This window comes from Acinetobacter sp. ANC 3781 (assembly GCF_004331285.1).
Classification (GTDB): Bacteria; Pseudomonadota; Gammaproteobacteria; order Pseudomonadales; family Moraxellaceae; genus Acinetobacter.
The window spans coordinates 46078-67366 of sequence record NZ_SJOH01000015.1 but is presented as its reverse complement, the minus strand read 5'-3'; the positions used below and the strand labels follow the sequence as shown (position 1 = coordinate 67366).

Genomic DNA, 21289 nt, shown 5'->3' with positions numbered 1-21289 from the left:
AATTGCTGTTTTTTCTGTGAATTTTATTATAATCAATTTTGGCACAGTTAGTGCTAACTATAAATTAGCTTATAAAGCTTATAAATAAACAAAAAACATTTGTGGAGAATGTTATGAATGCTCAAAAAGGTTTTACTTTAATTGAATTAATGATCGTTGTAGCGATTATCGGTATTTTGGCTGCAATTGCGATTCCGCAATATCAAAATTATATTGCTCGTTCACAAGTTGCGCGTGTAATGGGTGAAGCTGGAGCAATTAAGACAGCTGTAGATAATTGTTTACTAAATGGTAAAACAACTCTTGGTGCAGCAGCAACTGAGTGCCAATTAGATGCTACAGGTTCTAATTTGCTAACAGGTGATAAGCAAGATGGTTCTACAGCTGTTGCTGCTGGCACTGGTGTACCACAAGTAACAATTACTGCTGCAACTGGTGCTGCAACAATCGTTGCTACATTTGGTAACTCTGCGGCCGCTGATGTGAAAAAAGCAACAGCTAACTCATTGACATGGACACGTGCTGTAGATGGTACATGGCGCTGTTTCACAATTGTTGAAGCAAAATACCGTCCAGCTGGTTGTCAAGCTTCTACCTAATTTTTAAATTTAAAAAGCTCTCTCTAGTGAGGGCTTTTTTTATGTGAGCCTATGTACTTATTATTGCCTGACTTATATTTGTTTGTTTACCATCAAAATATAAATTTAATTTTGATTAGCTTTTTTGTTTTTATTTATTTATTTTCTATTTTAAAAACTACAAAATATTCTTTTCTTCTTTTTCCTTTTTTAGCGCTGATTCCTTCATATCTTTATTATATTTCAATTTATCATGTTGGAATTAATGAGCAGCTACTCAGCATTGTTCTGGAAACAAATTTTCAAGAGACTATACAATTTTTAGGAGCGAATATTTATTTTTATCTATTCGCTTATTTTTTATGGTTAATATTTTGCATTTATATTTGTTATAAAAATTATTATCATCCCAAAGTATGGTTTCATTGGAGTCGCTATCTTATATTAGCTTTGGGAACATTGTATTTTTTAACGGGTTATAGTTTTAATGCCACAGTCGTCAATGAAGTTAATGCAGCATTTGGAAGTTCAGGAAATAATTTTTTAGTGGAAGAAGAAAATAGTTTTCTAATGGATTTAAAACAAACCTATCCATTGGGTTTAGTGATTAGTAGTTATAATCTTGCTAAAGAACAAAAAAAAATAAATCAGGCTTTTGAAAAAAATAAAAAATTTAAATTTTATGCAGAACAACAAAAGAAAATACAGGATAAAGAAGTTTATGTATTGGTGATTGGGGAAACTAGTCGTCGTGAAAACTGGCAACTTAATGGGTATAAAAGAAAAACAAATCCGAGCTTGAGCCAGCAAAAAAACCTCGTCAATTTTGAAGATATGCTTTCTATATCAAGTGAAACACGCAGTTCACTTCCTATGATATTAACTAGAAAATTAGAGAAAAATATATATCGGTATGATTTTCCAGAAAAGTCTATGATTTCTGCTTTTAAAGAAGCTGGGTTTAAAACTTATTGGTTGTCGACACAACAGAAATTTGGAGCTTTTGATACCAGCACGTCAGTCTATGCGAAGGAAGCAGATAAAATTCTTTTTTTAAATAAAACCAGCTATAAGGATGCAGGTGTATTTGATGAGGTACTTGTTCCTGAGTTTAAAAAAATTATTATGAGTGATGAAAAAAAGCAATTTATTGTCATACACACTTTAGGCAGTCACTATAATTATGTGCATCGCTATCCTCAGTCTTTTGACCATTTTAAACCATCTTTGATGGAGTTAAAGAATTATAGCTTGCAAGATCAGGTATTTCAGAAAGAGTTGGTAAATAGCTATGACAATAGTATTTTGTATACCGATTATGTCTTGAATCAACTTATTAATATTTTAGATAAACAAATAAATACAGCTTCATTTCTACTCTATAGCTCGGATCATGGAGAAGATTTATTTGATCAGGGATGCCCGAAAAGTGGTCATGGTTTGGAAACTGCACGTAATTTTGAAATAGCAAGTTTTGCATGGTATTCAAATGATTATCAAGATTTGTACTTCGATAAAATTGAAAAATTAAAATTAAATAGTCAGCGTAAAGTCAATCAAACTGCTATTTTTCCAACGCTGTTAGATGCAGCAGATATCTCTATAAAAGATGATTTATTACAGCGCAGTCTATTGAAAAAATTCAATGATTATCCACGGTTTGTATCGGGGGGAATAAATTATGACAATGCCAAAATTGATGGATTATGTAGAGAAATAAAATGAAAAAAAACACACACGAAATGCTGTCAGGTTTAGCTGCTATTTTTTTTATATCTGGGTTTAGTGCATTAATTTATCAAGTATGTTGGCAAAGATTATTGTTTACTGGTTTTGGAGTGGATTTAACCTCTATTACGGTGATTGTTTCTGTATTTATGGCAGGCTTAGGCGTAGGAGCATATTTTGGTGGACGAATTGCAGATAAATTTAGTCGCTATGTTTTGATCATCTTTTGCTTAGTCGAGTTTGGTATTGGCTGCTTTGGTTTGTTTAGTGCAAGTCTAATTTATTTTATACAAGATGCATTTATACACAGCAGTTTGTTAATACTGAGCTGCATAACATTTTTACTTCTTATTTTTCCAACTTTTTTAATGGGCGCTACGCTTCCAATTTTAACCAGTTTTTTTAATCGCTATATTGCAAATGTAGGTGAATCCATTGGAACACTCTATGTTTATAATACACTTGGTGCAGCAATGGGGGCATTAACGACAGGATTCATTTTATTTAATTATTTAACGTTGTCACAAACAATTTACCTTGCAGCAAGTTTAAATATTTTTATTGCAGCGCTTATATTTGCGATATATGGACGTAAAAATCATGACGAATAATAAAATTATTTACATCATTTCTTTTTTTAGTGGTTTTTTAAGTCTTGCGCAAGAAATTATTTGGATGCGCCTCATTTCTTTTGTTGGCATGTCTGTTCCACAAACTTTTTCTTATACATTGGCTTTATTTCTTATAGGTATTGCTATTGGTGCGCAAATTGGTAAAAAAATCTGTAAAACCAATCAAAATGTAAAACTAAACCTTTTAGGGCAGATTTTTTTTATTGCTGCATTAACCGATATATTGTTAATTTTATTGGTATATGCATATAGTTATTTTTTCTCACCCTCTATTTTAGTATTGGGATTGTGTGTGGTTATTTGTGCTGCTGTGCGTGGTATTATTTTTCCAATGGTACATCATGTGGGAACAGCGACCTCTAAAACAGGTGCGCAAATTTCAAATGTCTATTTTTGCAATGTTTTTGGTAGTGCTTTAGCACCATTGTTAATTAGTTTTGTTGCTTTAGATTATCTAAATACGCAACAAGTGTATTTGTTCATTTGTTTAATGACATTAGTTACTGCTTGTTTGTGTATTGACGATAAAAAAATAAAACTGATCTATGTGGTGTTTATGATTTTCCCTGTTTTTCTAATGACATTGCCGGAAAAACTTTTTCATGAATTTTCGAAAAACAGTTATCAAGAAAATACTTATCCAAGTTTATTATTAGAAAACAAGCACGGTATTATTCAAGTATATGATGACAAAAAAGATAAAATTGTATTTGGGGCAAATGTTTATGATGGAAAATTAAATACAAACATTTTTCATAATTCGAATGGTATTGATCGTGCTTTTTTGTTGACAGCTTTAAAACCTCAGGCTGAACATGTATTAGTGATTGGTTTAAGTACGGGCTCTTGGGCTAAAGTGCTTAGTCTTATGCCTAACATAAAAAAAATGACCATTATTGAAATTAATCCTAACTATATTGAACTAATTAAAATGTATCCCGAAGTACGAGGGATTTTAGATGATCCTCGTATTGAAATTGTGATTGATGATGGTCGCAAATGGTTGAAAAAAAATGATCAGAAAAAATTTGATATTATTTTAATGAATACAACGTGGCATTGGCGAGCATACGGTTCTAACTTGCTGAGTCAGAATTTTATACAGATTATTCATGATCGGTTAAATAAAACTGGATTAGCATTTTATAATACGACTCAATCTATGAATGCCTATGTGACGGCGCACCAAGTTTTTCCATATGTGTATCAGTATAAATTTTTTATTCTTGGGGCTAATCAACCACAACAGGTTAATTTTAATCAAATAAAAAATAACCTATGTCTTCTTAAAGATCCTTTGACAAAAAGTGCTGTATTTTCCAATGAAGCACAATGCCAGAAGGCAGCAGAAGTAATTACTGAAAATACCCTTATTCCTTATGAAGTTATTAAATTTAATCAGAAAAATAAAGATTTAGAAGTTATTACAGATGACAATATGATTACCGAATTTAAATATGGTAAAGGCTTGTAATCGTCTTATAATTCAAAGGATATAATGTATGTTAGCTTCAAAAGGAATTCGATATTTTTTAGGGCATTTAACATGTTCTATTTTTTTGGGGTTGTTATTGGTGGTTTTGGTATTTTTAGTATGGTATCCAGCACCTTTAGCACATGCTGAAGGTGTCACGGTTATTTTTTTAATGTTACTAGCCATTGATGTAACTTTAGGACCTTTACTTAGTCTATTGGTCTATAAAGAAGGTAAGAAAACCTTAAAAATGGACTTGAGTATTATTATTCTTATTCAATTTATGGCATTAAGCTATGGTGTTTATGCTATTACTCAGTCTCGCCCTGCATGGATTGTTCAAACCGGTTGGGTATTTGAGGTAGTTCCTGCAAATGCCGTAGATGGTAAAGATCAAATAAAGGCAGAATCGCAGTATCAGTCGAATTCATTTATGGGACTCAAGTGGGTCGCAGTCAATGATGCCAAAAATCCCAACAATATTTTGGCTGCGCCACAGTTAATGCCAAGCACGTATGCGGATTTATCTTTGGCAAGGACAAGACTGCATCAACATGCCTTAGCATTAGATGATTTAACGCAATTTAATCCTAAACAGGATGTTGAAAGAATTTTGCAGGAATATCCTGAAGCAAATTCATGGATGCCGCTTCGTACCACAGGACTTGGATTAGTGGTTCTGCTGAATAAAGAACAAGGCAAAGTTATAGGTGTTGTCAACTTAAGACCTTGGGATGAATAAACGTAAAAAGCAGATTATCTTTTAATCTGCTTTTTTATTATCATATGCCCATTCTATTTTCACTGATTTATTCATGAAATTCTTCTTGTTCCTTCTGGCTAGTGTTTTTATCTCATTGGCTTGGCTTCTCCCTATCCATTACCGCCCATGGGTCACTTACACTGGTGAACTTTTTGCCTTTTTATCCATTTTTGCCTTAGCTGCAATATATTTAAGAGACAAAATTAGACTCCCTGTATTAAGTTTACCGTTCTTGCTTTTGGCAATTATTCCGCTAATTCAATACTTAGCTGATGAATTATTTTTCTTTGATAAAGCTTTGACCAGTACGTTATTTGTCTTTGGTTTTTGGCTGAGTATAGTCATTGGCTATAACCTATCGGTAGAAAAAATAGATCGTGAAGAGGTTTTTACCGGGCTAAGCTGTGTATTTTTAATGACGGGAACATTGACCGGAATTATTGCCATTTGCCAGTGGTTAACACTGGATGCTTATATTCCCGGTATGGTGAATATGCAAAATGCGGTTCGTCCCTATGCAAATTTTGCTCAACCCAACAATATGGCAACCTTCTTGGTTATGTCATTACTAGGCTGTCTGTATTTATATGAAAAACAGAAATTAAAAATCTGGATAACCTGTCTGTGTTCTTTAATTATGTTATTGGCTTTGGCATTAAGTCAGTCTAGAACTTCATGGGTGGCGTGTTGCTGTATTTTAATTTATGGAGCTTATCAACAATATAAAGGTTTTATCCGCTTAAAATGGTATTACGCTTTAGCTTGGTTTGGATTGTTTATTGGTTTCATTTTAATATTGCCTGCTGTTACTCAGTTAATTGGGCAAATCACCGATGCAAATATTGCTCAGACTAAAGATGTAATTGCGCGTGCAACCGGGGATATGTCGCGTCTAGCGATTTGGGAGCAGATGCTGCATGCGATTGCAGATCGCCCATGGTTTGGTTATGGCTGGAATCAGACCAGTGTCGCTTATACATTGGTTAGTGATCACTTCCAAGGGCCTGTGTGGATTCGTAGCGCACATAATTTTATTCTTGATTTTGTGCTCTGGAATGGTCTGTTGATTGGATTGCCATTTTTAGCCTATTTTGGCTATTGGGGCCACCAACTCAACAAGCATGTCAATTCGGTTGAATCCGTGATTGGTATTTTAATGATTGGCGCTGTGCTGATTCACTCAATGCTGGAATTCCCGCAATACTATGCCTATTTCCTACTTCCAGTAGGTTTTATTATTGGTCTGGTTCAGTCTCAGCAAGCCAATATTAAAACCATTACACTTTCACCCAACTATATGCGCGTGAGTTATGCGATTTCTTTAATATTGCTGATTTTAATTGTCAGAGATTATTCAGTTATGGTGCCCAAACTGAATCAATCCATGCGTTATGAGCAAACGCCTGAGAAAATTACCAATCAAGATCAACTTTATTTATTAGAAGAGTTTAACCGACGTATTGCATGGATTCGAATGGATCCCTATACCAAGCTAAATGCGCAACAGTTGGAGGATATTAAAGAAATAGTGCTGAACTATCCAACTAAATACGACCTGATCAAGTATGCCAAAGTTTTGGCTTTCAATGGCTATGAGCAAGAAGCCAAACATCAACTGTGGTTATTGAAAACATTACGTAAAGTTGATCTGGATTATGCGTCATTGGCTCAACCCACTATTGAAAAATAAGATTTCGAAAACTAAAAAAGCCGGTTCAATTTGAACCGGCTTTTTTGGAATTAAATTTGGCTTTGAATATAATTTTCAATGCCAACTTTCTCAACCAAGTCGAGCTGCGTGGTGGTCCAATCCCAGTATTCTTCTTCTTTTTCTAGAATTTCTTGCACAAGGTCACGCGTCACATAATCCAGTTCCTGTTCAGCCAAGCCAACTATTTTTTGTAAGACTTCAATATTTTCTTTAACTTTACGCACATCACAATTCAAAACTTCAACCGTATGTTGGCCAATGTACAGTTTCCCAAGGTGTTGGAGATTCGGTAAGCCTTCTAGAAATAAAATACGTTCAATAATTTTATCCGCATGTTTCATTTGGCGAATCGATTCTTTGTACTCTGCAGAACCAAGCTGTTCGATTCCCCAATCATTAAACATACGAGAATGCAGGAAATATTGGTTAATTGCAGTTAAGTGGTGAAAGAGCACCTGATTTAACTGATTAATCACATCACGATTGCCTTTCATTGTAAGTACTCCATCAATAATTTCTGCCTTCACAAAGGATCGGGCAATCAAAAAATTATTATTTCAATTTTCTTAAACAACCATCTTAAACAACTCACAAAACAATGGCGAGTAATTTATTGAACGGCAAATGAAAATCGGAATCAAAAACGGTTAAAGGCAAAATTAGAATAACAAGATAAGAAAAACCCGCTTAGAGTCATAAGCGGGGGAGGAAGAATGATCTTTCGATCACTAAACTTTTATAATTAGACTTATAGTGTTTAGGCAGCAATAGATATACGGGCAGCAATTTCTGAAAGTTCATCGCTAATGATGGCGCGAGCTTCTGGTGCGCAGCGACCACAGCAAGTACCTAGATCAAGTAAGTCACGAATTTCACGATAGCTTTCAGCACCATTGGCTACAGCATCTTTAATATCTTGATCAGTAATACCACGACATAAACACACGTACATTTTCAACTCGCCACAAGAGTTAAATAGGATAAGTAATATTATTGATAATTGTTATCGTTTGTCAATGAAATTCATTTAAAATATCATTCTTATTTATTGAGATTTTGAATAAAAAAATACCACCTGATCGGTGGTATTTTGTACAATCATTTAACTGCATGATTTTTATTTATTAATAATAACCACGCCATCCATTTCAACTAAGGCATCTTTAGGCAGACTTGCCACGCCTAATGCTGCACGTGCAGGGTAAGGTTGGGCAAAGTATTCACCCATAATCTGGTTCACCAATTGAAAATGCGAAAGATCAGTCAGGAAAATGTTTAACTTGGCGATATCCGCCAGAGAGCCACCTGCTGCTTCACAGACTGCCTTTAAATTATCAAATACACGACGAATTTGAGCTTCAATACCTTCAACCAATTCCATACTGTAAGGATCTAAGCCAATTTGACCTGAAAGATACAGCGTATTTTCAACTAAAATTGCCTGAGAATATGTACCAATTGCTGCTGGTGCATTTTCCGTATGGATGACTTGGCGGGACATTGATTTCTCCTTATATTATCTTCATACATCATAGCGTATATCAGTTAAAAAAGTTGCATAGGTTTGAATTAACTTACTTTAGATACTTCTGTAATGTTGATAGGCTGAGCTAAACGGCTAATGCGCGGAAAACCAAAATGCATGCGTAAATCACGAATAATCTGCGCAATCTGCTTACGGTTATGCACCACAATATTGACGTAGGTTTTGCCTTCATGATTATGCACCATTTCTACACCGGTTTTTTCTTTACGGCATTGGTAGATCAGGTCAGAAATTTGTTCATCATTCATCGCCATATCAATGCTTAAATAAGCGGTAAAGCTAATATCATCGGCATCTTCAGAAGCCCATTGCAAAGGCATGATATTTTCTGGATGTTGATGTTGTTCGTGTAGAAGGTTGTGACAACGTGCCCGATGGACAATGAGTCCACGACGTGATAAATGACCCTGAATGGGATCGCCAAGCACAGGGTTGCAACAATGGGCATATTTGACATCGACACCGTCAGTGCCTTGAATCAGGCGGGTCGACGACTGAGTCTCTATACTTTGATCTTGTGCAAACAGATGATTGGCAACCAATTGCGGAAGCAAGTCGCCTACGGCAACTTGTTCAAATAACTGCGCTTTAGATTCGATGTGTCGCCATTGCAAAATATCGATCCAATCGGCTTCGGTTAAATCTTTTACTGAGCGATTAAAGAGTTTTAATGCACGATTCAGGGCTTGCTGACCCACTAACTGCTGCTCTTCAATATCCTGATCACGCAAAATATTTTGTAAGGCACGGCGTGCTTTTTGGGTGTTAATAAAACTGAGCCAATCTGGATTTGGTGTTGCAAGAACATCGGTAATAATCTCAACCACTTGCCCACTGACCAGTGGCGTCGAAAGAGGCTTGGTTTCACCATTTACTTTTGCACCCACAGCATGGTTGCCTAAGAATAGACTGGCTGAATAGGCAAAATCGACTGCTGTTGCACCTTGAGGAAGTTCATGTAACTGACCATGCGGGGTATAAACCCAAATTTTTTCTTGATGTAAATAATCTAATAAATCGCTAAATGTGGTTTTTGCACATTCACCATCAACCAGTACATTCAGGTTTTGCATAGAGGCTTGAATGGCTGAACGACAGGCTTGTGGCGCACTCTCACCCAAAACTACCCCAAAACGGGCTGCCTTTCGCATGAGCTCGGTTTGAAGGGTAAGAGAAAGCGTGGTTTTTTCACCTTTTAAACGCATCATCAAGGATTGGTTGCCACCAGGTAAGGGACGGCGAATATGATCTTCATAGCGCAAAATCTGAAAATTTTCACGTAAAATTTCAGCTAAGCGGTCGCAGTCGGCAATACTTTGTAAAATAATTTCAAATGCATGGCTGTGGGTGAGTTCTTGTAAATTAATGTCATTTTTAACAAAGTGACGCAACAACTCAATATTATTATTTTTCTTTTTAATCCGACCACTAATTTGATGGGTCTTTAACAGCTCAGTAAGATTTTTTTCCCACAGACTCTGATATTCACAGCGTTTAGGCTTAGTTTGTAACAAGGCTTCTTGTACATTATCAAACATATCCAGATCGAGATTTTGATAGCACAAATGTTCCAGGTTGTCGGCCATCTCATTCATACCGACAATACGGGCCATAGGGACAAAAATATCAAAGGTTTCTTGGGCAATACGTCGACGTTTATCGGGCCGTAGCGACTCCAAGGTGGTCATATTGTGATAGCGATCTGCCAGTTTAATAATAATCACACGTGGGTCTTGTAGGGTTGCTTGCAGAATTTTACGGAAGGAGGCAGCTTTATTATATTCTTTATCACTGGAATGGCTGAGTTTAGTCACCCCATCGACCAGCTCTGCAACGGTATGTCCAAACTTTTCGCTAATATCGTCTTTATTAAAGTCGGTGTCTTCAATCACATCATGTAAAAGCGCCGCCATCAAGGTTTCTGTATCCAGACGCATATGCGCAAGAATACTACTGACTGCAATCGGATGCAGGATATACGGTTCACCACTTTTACGGGTAATGCCGTCGTGGGCGATATCTGCATAATCACAGGCCAAAAGCACACGCTCGACATCGCTTGCACTTAAGTAAGCGTCGATAATGATTTTCAGTTGTTGTCTGGCTTGGCTGACCTGTGGGCCTGGCATATAACACCTTTCTACTTCAGTTTTACAGTTTAAATTGCTAGACCTTTAATGAAAAACATATGGCATGATTTGTCAATTTTTTCATTCAAAAAAAATCAAAAAGATACATCCTTAGTAACGCACCTTTATACCTATGTTATAACGGTTATTGAGCAAATATAAAAGTTTTCCAATAAAAAAAGCCTAGTTAAAAACTAGGCTTTTTAAAGATTTTTTTCTTATTGGAAAGAAAAACCATCTAAATTCAAGTTATTTGCAGAAAGTGCAAGATCAAGACTAGACGTTTGATAATCTTGATCACGTTGTTTCAAAATATCTTTAGATACATGACCTGCTGCGATTTCACGTAAAGACACAACAGTTGGTTTGTCGTTATCCCACTCTACAGTTGGTTCAATACCTTGACGTGCCAATTGACGCGCGCGTTTGCTTGCCACTAGTACAAGCTCAAAGCGGTTGTCCACATGGTCTAAACAATCTTCAACGGTTACGCGTGCCATAAGAATTCTCGTTTGAATATTAAATTTGAACAGACTGAGCAGTATAAAAGGCTTTGCCTATATACTCAAGTTTTAATCACAATTCAACAGGAGTAATTAATTTTTCAATCAATTCTTGATGACGGGCCGCTTGTTGGGATAAAACCAAACGATTAGCAATAATGACAGACTCTAAGTCATGCAGGGCTTTGTTAAAGTCGTCATTAATAATCACATAGTCAAAGTTTGTATATTGCTGCATATCTTCTACTGCACAATCTAAACGCTGTTCAATCACTTCAACAGAGTCGGTGCCACGGTTCGATAAACGTTGACGCAAGTCATACTGGCTTGGCGGTAAAATGAAAATTTGTTTAGATTCGGGGAAAAGCTTGCGAACTTGCTGCGCCCCCTGCCAGTCAATCTCAAGTAAAACGTCATGGCCTTTAGCCAGTTGCTGTTTTACTGTGGCTTGAGCTGTGCCGTAATAATTACCAAACACTTCTGCATACTCAATAAAACCACCTTGCCCAACTAAAGCAAGAAAATCTTGTTGCTGCGAAAAATGATAATGCACACCTTCGAGTTCACCAGGACGTTGACCACGAGTTGTGTGAGAGACAGAAACATGTAAATTATTCACACGCTCAAGTAGGGCTTTAACGAGAGATGTTTTGCCTGTTCCAGATGCAGCAGAAACGACAAACAAGAGACCCGACATGATATTTTTCCTGATATGATAAAATATCTTCTCTATTTTAGAGCAGACAGCCAGTAAACTAAATAGCTGTTCGTAGGTTGTTTGCATTTATTTTAATTTATTCAGTCCAAATTCAAGTGAACATTGAGGGTCTTATGGAAATTGTATTGGCCAATCCACGTGGTTTTTGTGCAGGTGTCGACCGAGCCATTGCGATCGTTAATCGGGCACTTGAATGTTTTAATCCACCCATTTATGTACGCCATGAAGTGGTACACAACAAATTCGTGGTCGATGATTTACGTCAGCGTGGGGCAATTTTCGTCGATGAACTAGATGAAGTTCCTGACGATAATATTGTGATTTTTAGTGCACATGGCGTCTCCAAAGCAGTCCAGGTCGAAGCTGAACGCCGCGGCTTGAAAGTCTTTGATGCAACTTGTCCATTGGTGACCAAGGTACATATTGAAGTGACCAAATATGCCCGTGAAGGAACTGAAGCCATTTTAATTGGTCATGAAGGTCATCCTGAAGTCGAAGGAACTATGGGGCAATATGACAAAAAAAAAGGCGGTGAAATTTATTTGGTTGAGGATGAGCAGGATGTAGCGGCTTTAGTCGTGCATAACCCGAAAAAAGTGGCTTTTGTCACTCAAACCACATTATCTATTGATGATACTGCCAAGGTGATTGATGCCTTGCGAGCAAAGTTTCCTGAAATTCAGGGACCGCGTAAAGATGATATTTGCTATGCCACGCAAAACCGCCAAGATGCAGTACGTGATTTGGCTCTACAGTGTGATGTGGTCTTAGTGGTTGGATCACCAAATTCATCTAACTCAAACCGTTTACGTGAACTGGCTGAGCGTATGGGGAAGCAGGCTTATTTGGTTGATAATGCAGATCAGCTTAATCAAAGTTGGTTTAATAAAAATACTAAGATTGGCGTCACAGCAGGCGCATCTGCACCCGAAATTTTGATTAAACAGGTCATTCAGCGTTTACAGGAGTGGGGTGCCGAAGCACCGCAAGAGCTGGCAGGATGTGAAGAAAATATTACTTTCAGTTTACCCAAAGAGTTGCGTATTCCTGTAACTCAGGCATAAAGCGTGAATGAGTTAACATTCTGAAAATTTTGAAAAATTGACAGATAATTGTATTTTGGCAATTATCTGTTTTTTTATGCCTTTTATCCTGTTATGTGTTTAATTTGTAATTAAGTGAGATATTATTTTTAATAGGGTAAAGTTTTGTTATCCGGGGGAGCTATGCAGCAAATAAATAAAAATCAGGGATTCACTTTAATTGAGTTGATGGTCACGATTGCAGTGATGGCAATTATTGCGATGATGGCAGCTCCTTCTTTTGGAAATTTAATACAAAAACAAAATTTGAATAGAAGTACTCAAGAGTTGATAGGTCAGCTTAATAATGCGCGTTCTAAAGCTGTATTAGAGCGTAGAGAAGTCAGAGTTCAATTAAATTCTTTGGCTGCAGATACCCCAACACAATTAAATTGGGCGTCGCAAGATAAAGCAATATTAAAATCCGGTTCTCCTACCGAAATTACCTTTCTGTTGAGTGGAGGGGTGAAAAATTTTGCAGCGGATATTAATGGCAAGCCCTTCATTATTTGTAATGAAAGTGGTGGTAATAAATCTAAAAATATTAGCATTTCTTTGATGGGAACAATACACGTGACAGAGGGGACATGTTAATGAAAACAAGAAATTATCAGAATGGTGTGGGTTTAATTGAAGTTTTGGTTGCTATGTTGATTTTGGCAATTGGGGTGTTGGGTTTTATTGCCCTGCAATATCGTGCTGTTGAGGCGACTTCAGAAAGTGGATATCGTGTTCAAGCTATTAATATTACAAGAGATTTGGCAGAAAGAGTACGAATAAACCGTGGTGTTGTAGATACTTATATGAGCGAAATAGGGACACCGGATAAGCAAACTGTATCAGCCAAAAATTGCTTTACTACAAATTGTAGTACGACTGAACTTGCAGATTTTGATGTAGCACAAGTTACTGTACGTGCAAGGTCAGTAGGAATGAGTATGAATGTGATGGAGTGTCAGGGAAATAGCGATGGACGTAACTGCGTTTATGTTGCATGGGGAGATACGAGTGCAACAAATGGTACGGGGCAAGGTGATTGTACCAATAATACAGCGTATAACCCTGCCTCGACCTGTTTGATTATGGAGTTATATTAATATGACTAAATTTCACGCAGGTTTTACGCTGATAGAACTCATGATTGCACTGGCACTTGGGTTGGTGATCGCTGCTGCTGCAACAATGCTATTTCTTACAGGACAGAAAAGTTATGTTTTACAGTCAGGTATGTCTGATTTACAAGATAATGCTAATTTTGGTTTGAACTACATTGTTAAAGATATTCGTTTAACCAACTTGAACGTAGTGAAAGCCAGTACTAATGATGAAACTCAATATGGCGGTGTGATTTTAACTTCCTCAGCGAATGCCACTTTAGATAATACCTCTAGTCCTGCTAGGCCTTTAAGTAATCTGTTTAGAACCATTACTGGAAATAGTGCAGGTGTCAATTTGGTATCAAGAAGCCAAGGCATGACGGCTGGAACTGCGCCTGCTTGGACCGGTGTATCTAATGTGCAACCCAGTACAGGCGGGACACTATTAAGCGATCAACTTACTATCCAATACCGACCTCAATATATTTTAGATGATAAAGGCACAACAGTAGATACCGACGATGACTGGGTGGGTGGTTATGATTGTGAAGGTCGAGAGTTAAGATTTCGAGTGAAAAACCCAGGTGGTAGTATACCTTTTGGTCAACAAATGGTTGTTCAGCGTTACTTTTTAAGAGCGGATGCAAATGCTGTGACTAATGAGCCGAATAGTCCGCTTGCGTTAGCTTGTGAAGCAGGGTTCTACGCCATAGCAGATACGCCAGCGGTGGTGAGAGTAGAAGGTGGAGCACCATCTCAAGCGTTAAATACACGATTATTTGGCAGTACAGGCGGTGAGATTATTATGAAACGCGTGGACCATTTTAGAGTACTGCTAGGTGTGCAAAATGATACCAGTTATCGTTATCTGCCTATTAATGAGTATATGGCAATTGCAGCGGGTTCTCGTCCACGTATTTTATCCGTACAAATTGGCGCTTTAGTGCGTTCGGGCCAGTCAGTCAGCCGTGACGAAATCATTTCAAATGATCAGACTTTTCAAGTGTTAGATCAGTTGGTTAAGGTGAAAACACCAGCAGCAAATGCGCCAAAATATGTTCGCCAAGTGATTTCACAAACCATTGCATTGCGCAATACTTTTGGGGATCGATAATGAAATCTTATTCATCTCAACGCGGTGCGACACTGATTGTAGTTATGATCATGTTAGTGGCAATTACAGTTATTGGTACTTTGGCCATTAAACAGGGTCTGATTTCTTTGAATGTTGCCACCAATAGCCAAGCACAACAGTTAGTGATGCAGAACTCTGATGCAGCGTTCTTTAATATTGAGCGGGAAGCAAATTTGATTCAGAGTTTAACCGCAAGTGGCATGTTTGGTTATATCAATGGCGCCGCAAATAAAGATAAAGAAATGGTATTTTGCTTTCGTGGTGCAGAAGCTAACTTTTTTGATATTAATCGTGCCAGTTTGATGGTATGGGAATCAGGTAATGCTCCAACCAATAATACTTTGGGAACAGAGGGGTATTGCAGTGTTTCGGCAAACAGCGGTAATTTTTTTACCAGTGGCCGTAGAGCAGCCATGACTCAAGTCTCAGTCAAGTTTTCAAGTCAGTTAGACAACGATCCCTTTTATGGCATGCAATACGGCACTGATGAAAAAGGGGTAAAGTTTGAGAAAAATAAACCTGTAAAAGTATTTGCGGTGTCTATTATGCCAACCCTCACCACAACAAGTGCTGCCAAGATAGATGCATGTTTAAATTCACATATGAGCGAAGTCACTATTCCATCGGGCGTTACACCCTCTACAGTCAAGGATGAGGATGGGGTGAGGGTGGATGATAGTGTGACAGACTGCTTGGCAAAATTAAATGTACCGTTTACCACGCAGGTGACTGAATACATGATTGCACAAGACTTTATATGAAATGGGGAATAACAAGATGAACAATATTCAAAATAGCGAAAAAACATCCTGTCGTCATAAATTGTTTGCAGCCAGTATTGCAGCATTTTGTACCAGTATGATAGCGACCAGTGTAACTCAAGCCAGTGATATTGATATTTATCAGGAAGCAAAATCGGGGCAAATCACCTTGATGTTTATGCTAGATATTTCGGGGAGTATGGGAGCTCCCCAATTAACGGGCAATATTGATGCTTGTGATATTCCCTCAATAACCAGTGTTTCTAGCAATAGTAGTGTGAGTTCCAACAATGGTAGTCCGACCTATACACGCTACTATTGTACGGCGAAAAATGACGTTTATTTTTATAAAAGCATAGGTTCAGGGAGTAGTCTACAATATTTTAAATGTGGTACTAATGGTGCTCTTTCAAACAGCAGTTGCACAACTGCAATAGCAAATTTACCTGCTGATGCAGGTGAAATGACGACCTCTACTAGTGGAAATATTGTTTATTACTATAAAAAGAATAAGACGGATAAATATTACGACCGTATTACACGTTTAAAAGACGGCGTGTTTGATCTCTTATATGGAAATATATCGAAAGGTATTGTCAAATTAGATGATTCTAAAGTGATTGGGCTATCGACATATTCACGCCCGACAGGTTTTAATGCCTCTGGTCAGCCAACAACGGCGGATAATACGCGTGGGCAAGTAAGGATTCCTGCGCGGCCGCTGGGCGAAAAAGTGAATGGCATAACCCAGCGTCAGATTTTGCTGAATGAGATTGCTACATTAGGCGCAAGGGGGGGGACACCCACCGCAAATGCTTATGCTGAAACTGCAGCTTATTTGTTTGGTACCAGAACGGGTAGCTCGGTGAAAGGAATTATTGGATATACAACAACATCCAATACAAATAAATTTTATCCCTGTATTGATATGGCTGCAACAGGAGAGTGCAATAGTTATTCTAGTAATTCTACAAGTCTACCAAGTTATGATTCTCGAGTATCATCTAATGGGTATTATTATTATTATAACAATAATATTGCTGATTCAGATGGAGGAGATAGCGGGTTTCCTTACTCTTATATCGAAACAAAAAATGACGCAAAAAACTTATATAGCTCTCCTGCATCGTTAACTCAAGATAATGATATTAAAAAATGTAGTGGGCAAGGTATATACGTTTTGACAGACGGTGAGCCAAGCAATAATACTAGTGCTGGGTCTCTGATGAAAACTGCCCTAGGCTCAAAAAGTTCTACCTTTGCTAGTTGTACAAGTTCAGCTACAAGTTGGGATTGTATGCATAAGTTTGTAGCCAATTTGCTGGATTCAACAAAAAACCCATTAGGATTAAAAATTAAAACCGCAGTAGTGGGCTTTGGTTCAGATTTTAACGAAGTAACTTCTTTCGATAAAGGAAAAACTCAAGCAGAGAATATTGCAGCATTAGGAACGATTAATTGGAGTGAAGGCCAAGATAATATTAAAAAAGCTGCGTATTGGGGGATTATTGGTGAAGGTGGCTGGTACTCTGGTAACAGTTCAGAAGATATTGTAAAGAGCGTCAATTCATTTTTAGGTGATTTAGGAAGCGAGATACCTTCTGTCACCACAGGTTCACCGACTATTCCAAAAGATGCCTTAAACCCTGCAGTACTGCAGGATGATGCTTATTATCAACAGTTTCAGCCAACACCTGATAAGAACTATAGCCTATGGGTGGGTAATCTGAAAAAATATCTGGTTGGCACATCAGGCAAATTGCAAGGTAGAAGCAATAAAGATGTTAATGATAGTCGTGGCCGCTTAATCACACCAACTTATGACGCTAATGGGAAACTAACTTCTGCAGTGTATGATTTTTGGTCATATGGGGTAGATAGTAATACCGCCATCGCTGATGCAGATGAAAATACCATCGGCAGCAGAAAATTTGCTGCTAAAGGTGGTGCTTGGTCACAGCTTAAATTGCGTGCAGCCAATGGAACTGTACAGCGTAAGTTGCTCACCAATCGCGTGGGTACGGGAACCGGTACAGCAGCAACATTTACAAGCACTAATACTGCATTGCGCACAGTTAACCTCAATTATCTTACAGATACCACCTATAAAGATGATCCAAGTCGGGGTTATTTGATGAGTCTGTTGGGTTATAACGTCGATGCGGCTAATCCAGGCAGTATTACAACCACTTCATTAGCAGCAAGTGCAGAATTACGTCAAATGGGTGCAGTCATGCATTCCTTGCCTGTATTGGTCACCAATAAAGGTAAAGTAACTTATGATGCAACGACTAAAAAAATTGGTTCAACAGGTCGTGAAGATTATGTGCTTTTTGGTACGACACAAGGACTTTTGCATGTTGTTGATGCCCTAACCGGGCAAGAAAAATTTGCTTTTGTACCCAATGAAATGGTGGATAAGCAAAAAGAAGGCTTTAGCAACTATACTTCTACAAGTGGCGGCATAAGTAACCTTTATTACGGGGTCGATGGTCCATGGACTGTACATACTGAATATGTGATTGATGGTTCGGGTAATCTTACCGTTGGTACAGGTAAGGGCATTAATCAAAAAGGTAAACAATTAGCTTTCGGCGGCTTACGTATGGGAGGACGTAGCTATTATTCTCTGGATTTACAAAATATTGACTCTCCTAAGTTGAATTTCCATATTAATCCAGATGCTGCGAGTGCAAATACGCCACTAAGTTATATGGGAGAAAGTTGGTCTAAACCTACAGTGGCTTATGTGAATTGGGGGGGAGTACGTAAACTGGTGATGTTTGTCGGTGGTGGCTATGACCGTACTGGAGGAACAGACGGAAAAGGCTATGAAAATGATAGCTATGATCAAATTAATAAAAAAGGCGCGGGCGTGTATATGTTTAGTGCTGAAGGTTCTGATGCAGGTAGCTTACTTTGGTGGGCGAGTGCCAATGCAACTACCAGTGCAGCAACAGCAACCAGCGCACCGGTTGGCCGAAATGATGCTAACTTAAAGTATAGCGTAGTGAGTGAAATCCGTGCAGTAGACCGGGATAGTGATGACTTGGTTGATCATCTGTACTTTGGGGACTTGAGTGGACAACTTTTCCGTATAGATTTAGATAATAAAGCTTCTGCTTTAGGAGCATTTGCCAAAGCGCCTGTTAGATTATTCAATCTGCACAAGAACGATGGTAAAAGTGCCCGGTTTTACGATATGCCAAGCTTTTCAATTTATAATGAAAAAGGTTCAATATTTGCCGTTCTATCGGTAGGTAGCGGCAACCGTAGTCAGCCTTTGCAAAACTATACTGTGGGCACTGCTGGAGTCGAATATGATGCAATTTATAATATTTATGATAAAGATGTGGCACGTAAAGACTTATTGTCTGCAACCAGTTGGAATACCAAGGACATTACTGCTTTGGGATTAATAACTGAAGAAAACCGTTATAGTAATTCAACAATTATCGCACCTTATTCAACCAATGGTTGGTACTATAAATTTGATAATTGTGTTGCGGGTAGTGACGGTACAAAGACAGACTGTGATAAATATAAGTTACAAAGTGAGAAAGTCTTCGGTACACCACTTGCAATGAACTATCGTTTATATGTTTCGACATTTGACAGTAGTAAACCAGGTATATCAGGCGATTGTGGTGCAGGGGTAAAAGGTGAAAGTTTCTTGACGACGTTCTGTTTACCTTTTGGACAATGTAAAGCTATAGATCCTGTAGAAGATCCTTCAAGTAGACGACGCAGAGGTGCGCCTATTGGTATTGGCATTCAAAATATCACTACAGGCAATGATAAACCTGCTGAGTGTACGGGAAGTAATTGTGGTGGCGGCACTGGGGGAAGTGGTAGTCAAGATGATAATAAAAAAGTTACGAGTAGTTCAAACTATTGTGCCAATACAGGTGGACGGATTATTGTCACTACAACAGGTAGTGGGGGGACTGGAGAAGCAACCCAAATGTGCCTGATTCCTCAACGCTGGTATGAAAAAAATATTCTAATCAAATAAGAGTGGGTGATACATGAAAATTGGTTTATCTACCCAGAAAGCTTTTACTTTGATTGAGTTAATGGTGGTGGTGGTGATTGTGGCTATTTTTGCCGCTATCGCCATTCCAAGCTATCAGCAATATGTACGAAGGGCGAATGCTGCACAAGCACAGCAGGAAATTCAGCGTATTGCCAGTGAACTTGAACGTTGGAAATCGCGTAACTTTAATTATTTGGGTTTTTCGACGATCCCTGATCCATTAATATTGCCGGTCAATGCTACCGGCAGCTCTATTAGATACCGGATTACTGTAAGAGATGGGGAAAATACCACCAGAACTCTTACAAATAATGCTGCTGCTGGGCAGAGTTGGGTAATCCGCGCTGAAGGTACGGATACAAACAACTTTAACTTTTTGATGACCAGTATGGGAACACGTTGCAAGAATAAAACTCTTGCAAATATCACTGCAAACAATATTAGAGATGCGACTTGTGGAACGACAATTACAGGACGTGAAGAATGGTAAAAAATCTAAAAGGCTTTACTCTCATTGAATTGATGATTGTAGTGGCTATTATTGGTGTTTTGGCGGCAATTGCTTATCCCTCTTATCAAGAGTCAGTACGTAAAGCAAAGCGTATAGATGCTCAGGCGGTAATGACTGATACAGCAAGCAAGTTACAGCGCTATAGAATTGCCAATTTTACTTTCTTAAAAGCTGGACCTACTGCTGGAAGTACAGTGCCTATTACCTTGACAGATATAGGGGTTTCGGCTGTTATTCCGACTTCAGGTCAGGGCCTGTATGATCTAACTTTAACCAATGTGAATGCCGGAACATGGACTCTCATAGCAACACCAAAATCCGGTTCGGCACAATTGGGAGATGGTCATATTGTTCTCAATCATCGTGGAGAGCGCTGTTGGACTAAAGGTAGTGATAAAAATGGTGGTATAGCTTGTGTTCCTTCCGCCACCTCTAACTGGGACGGTCGCTAAAATATAAATTCAAACTGTGTACAACTTAAAATTTGATCTTTCTTTCGAAGTAAATATAACGTAAAATATTGCCCTCTATGAAAGGGGTTTGAAATGCTGCCGATGGTCGGCACAGGGATAATCCGTAAAAACTATAAGGTTGTATCATGGTCGTAATTCGTCTAGCACGCGGTGGTGCTAAAAAACGTCCGTTCTATCAAGTTATTGTAACTGATAGCCGCAATGCGCGTGACGGTCGTTTCATCGAACGTATTGGTTTCTTTAACCCTACAGCTCAAGGTCAAGCAGAAAAACTTCGTTTAGATGCTGATCGTTTTGCTCATTGGGTTGCTCAAGGCGCTCAACCGTCTGAACGTGTTGCTTCTTTAGCTGCTCAAGCTAAGAAAGCTGCTGCAGCTACTGCATAATTTATTGCGAATTAAGTAGTAGGTAA

Annotated in this window: 21 protein-coding genes; 15 read left to right on the top strand and 6 right to left on the bottom strand. The window is 38.2% G+C overall.

Annotation, left to right across the window (positions count from 1 at the left end):
* Positions 1 to 113 precede the first annotated feature (113 nt).
* The 6 genes from E0H89_RS11865 (at position 114) to E0H89_RS11840 (ending at position 6865) form a co-directional block, all read left to right on the top strand.
* Positions 114 to 599, top strand: a complete 486-nt coding sequence (locus tag E0H89_RS11865) for a pilin (RefSeq protein ID WP_131217358.1) — start codon at positions 114 to 116, stop codon at positions 597 to 599.
* Between the two features lie 51 nt (positions 600 to 650).
* Positions 651 to 2303: a phosphoethanolamine transferase gene (locus E0H89_RS11860; protein WP_131217356.1), complete on the top strand. Its 1653-nt coding sequence runs from the start codon at positions 651 to 653 to the stop codon at positions 2301 to 2303.
* A complete protein-coding gene (locus E0H89_RS11855; RefSeq protein WP_171459161.1) occupies positions 2300 to 2917 on the top strand; it encodes a fused MFS/spermidine synthase in 618 nt (205 codons plus the stop codon). The genes E0H89_RS11860 and E0H89_RS11855 overlap by 4 nt, the downstream gene beginning before the upstream one ends.
* Positions 2907 to 4412 carry a fused MFS/spermidine synthase gene (locus tag E0H89_RS11850; RefSeq protein WP_131217354.1) on the top strand — a complete coding sequence of 502 codons (1506 nt, stop codon included), beginning with the start codon at positions 2907 to 2909 and terminating at the stop codon, positions 4410 to 4412. Before E0H89_RS11855 ends, E0H89_RS11850 begins: the two co-directional genes overlap by 11 nt.
* Before the next feature lie 28 nt (positions 4413 to 4440).
* A complete protein-coding gene (gene tfpZ / locus E0H89_RS11845) occupies positions 4441 to 5154 on the top strand; it encodes a TfpX/TfpZ family type IV pilin accessory protein (protein ID WP_131217353.1) in 714 nt (237 codons plus the stop codon).
* A gap of 73 nt (positions 5155 to 5227) precedes the next feature.
* Complete coding sequence (locus E0H89_RS11840) at positions 5228 to 6865, top strand: O-antigen ligase family protein (RefSeq protein ID WP_131217351.1); 1638 nt, start codon at positions 5228 to 5230, stop codon at positions 6863 to 6865.
* Positions 6866 to 6915: 50 nt separating this feature from the next.
* On the opposite strand, the gene bfr is transcribed toward E0H89_RS11840, so the two are convergent.
* The 6 genes from bfr to gmk all read right to left on the bottom strand — a co-directional run bounded on the left by bfr (position 6916) and on the right by gmk (position 11761).
* Complete coding sequence (gene bfr / locus E0H89_RS11835) at positions 6916 to 7380, bottom strand: heteropolymeric bacterioferritin subunit Bfr (protein WP_131217348.1); 465 nt, start codon at positions 7378 to 7380, stop codon at positions 6916 to 6918.
* Between the two features lie 263 nt (positions 7381 to 7643).
* Positions 7644 to 7838 carry a bacterioferritin-associated ferredoxin gene (locus E0H89_RS11830; RefSeq protein WP_005259971.1) on the bottom strand — a complete coding sequence of 65 codons (195 nt, stop codon included), beginning with the start codon at positions 7836 to 7838 and terminating at the stop codon, positions 7644 to 7646.
* A gap of 165 nt (positions 7839 to 8003) precedes the next feature.
* A complete protein-coding gene (gene ridA, locus E0H89_RS11825) occupies positions 8004 to 8387 on the bottom strand; it encodes a deaminase RidA (protein ID WP_067726797.1) in 384 nt (127 codons plus the stop codon).
* Between the two features lie 68 nt (positions 8388 to 8455).
* Positions 8456 to 10561, bottom strand: coding sequence for a RelA/SpoT family protein (locus tag E0H89_RS11820; RefSeq protein ID WP_131217347.1), 2106 nt, complete (start codon positions 10559 to 10561; stop codon positions 8456 to 8458).
* 218 nt (positions 10562 to 10779) lie between these two features.
* Positions 10780 to 11061 carry a DNA-directed RNA polymerase subunit omega gene (gene rpoZ, locus E0H89_RS11815; protein WP_131217345.1) on the bottom strand — a complete coding sequence of 94 codons (282 nt, stop codon included), beginning with the start codon at positions 11059 to 11061 and terminating at the stop codon, positions 10780 to 10782.
* 76 nt (positions 11062 to 11137) lie between these two features.
* Positions 11138 to 11761 (bottom strand): guanylate kinase, encoded by a 624-nt coding sequence (gene gmk, locus E0H89_RS11810; protein ID WP_131217343.1) that lies wholly within the window; start codon positions 11759 to 11761, stop codon positions 11138 to 11140.
* A gap of 134 nt (positions 11762 to 11895) precedes the next feature.
* Between gmk and ispH the strand changes: the two genes are divergently transcribed.
* The 9 genes from ispH to rpsP all read left to right on the top strand — a co-directional run bounded on the left by ispH (position 11896) and on the right by rpsP (position 21263).
* Positions 11896 to 12846 (top strand): 4-hydroxy-3-methylbut-2-enyl diphosphate reductase, encoded by a 951-nt coding sequence (gene ispH, locus E0H89_RS11805; protein WP_131217342.1) that lies wholly within the window; start codon positions 11896 to 11898, stop codon positions 12844 to 12846.
* Between the two features lie 162 nt (positions 12847 to 13008).
* Complete coding sequence (locus E0H89_RS11800; RefSeq protein WP_131217340.1) at positions 13009 to 13458, top strand: prepilin-type N-terminal cleavage/methylation domain-containing protein; 450 nt, start codon at positions 13009 to 13011, stop codon at positions 13456 to 13458.
* A complete protein-coding gene (pilV, locus tag E0H89_RS11795) occupies positions 13458 to 13961 on the top strand; it encodes a type IV pilus modification protein PilV (protein ID WP_131217338.1) in 504 nt (167 codons plus the stop codon). Before E0H89_RS11800 ends, pilV begins: the two co-directional genes overlap by 1 nt.
* Before the next feature lies 1 nt (position 13962).
* Entirely contained in the window at positions 13963 to 15075 is a 1113-nt protein-coding gene (locus tag E0H89_RS11790; protein WP_131217336.1) for a PilW family protein, read from the top strand.
* A complete protein-coding gene (locus E0H89_RS11785) occupies positions 15075 to 15857 on the top strand; it encodes a pilus assembly PilX family protein (protein WP_131217334.1) in 783 nt (260 codons plus the stop codon). The genes E0H89_RS11790 and E0H89_RS11785 overlap by 1 nt, the downstream gene beginning before the upstream one ends.
* Positions 15858 to 15873: 16 nt before the next feature.
* On the top strand, positions 15874 to 19872 hold the full coding sequence (locus E0H89_RS11780) for a PilC/PilY family type IV pilus protein (protein ID WP_131217332.1): 3999 nt from the start codon (positions 15874 to 15876) through the stop codon (positions 19870 to 19872).
* Between the two features lie 13 nt (positions 19873 to 19885).
* On the top strand, positions 19886 to 20383 hold the full coding sequence (locus tag E0H89_RS11775) for a type IV pilin protein (RefSeq protein ID WP_131217330.1): 498 nt from the start codon (positions 19886 to 19888) through the stop codon (positions 20381 to 20383).
* Positions 20377 to 20856 (top strand): type IV pilin protein, encoded by a 480-nt coding sequence (locus E0H89_RS11770; RefSeq protein WP_131217328.1) that lies wholly within the window; start codon positions 20377 to 20379, stop codon positions 20854 to 20856. Before E0H89_RS11775 ends, E0H89_RS11770 begins: the two co-directional genes overlap by 7 nt.
* Positions 20857 to 21002: 146 nt before the next feature.
* Complete coding sequence (gene rpsP / locus E0H89_RS11765; RefSeq protein ID WP_067868778.1) at positions 21003 to 21263, top strand: 30S ribosomal protein S16; 261 nt, start codon at positions 21003 to 21005, stop codon at positions 21261 to 21263.
* Positions 21264 to 21289 lie beyond the last annotated feature (26 nt).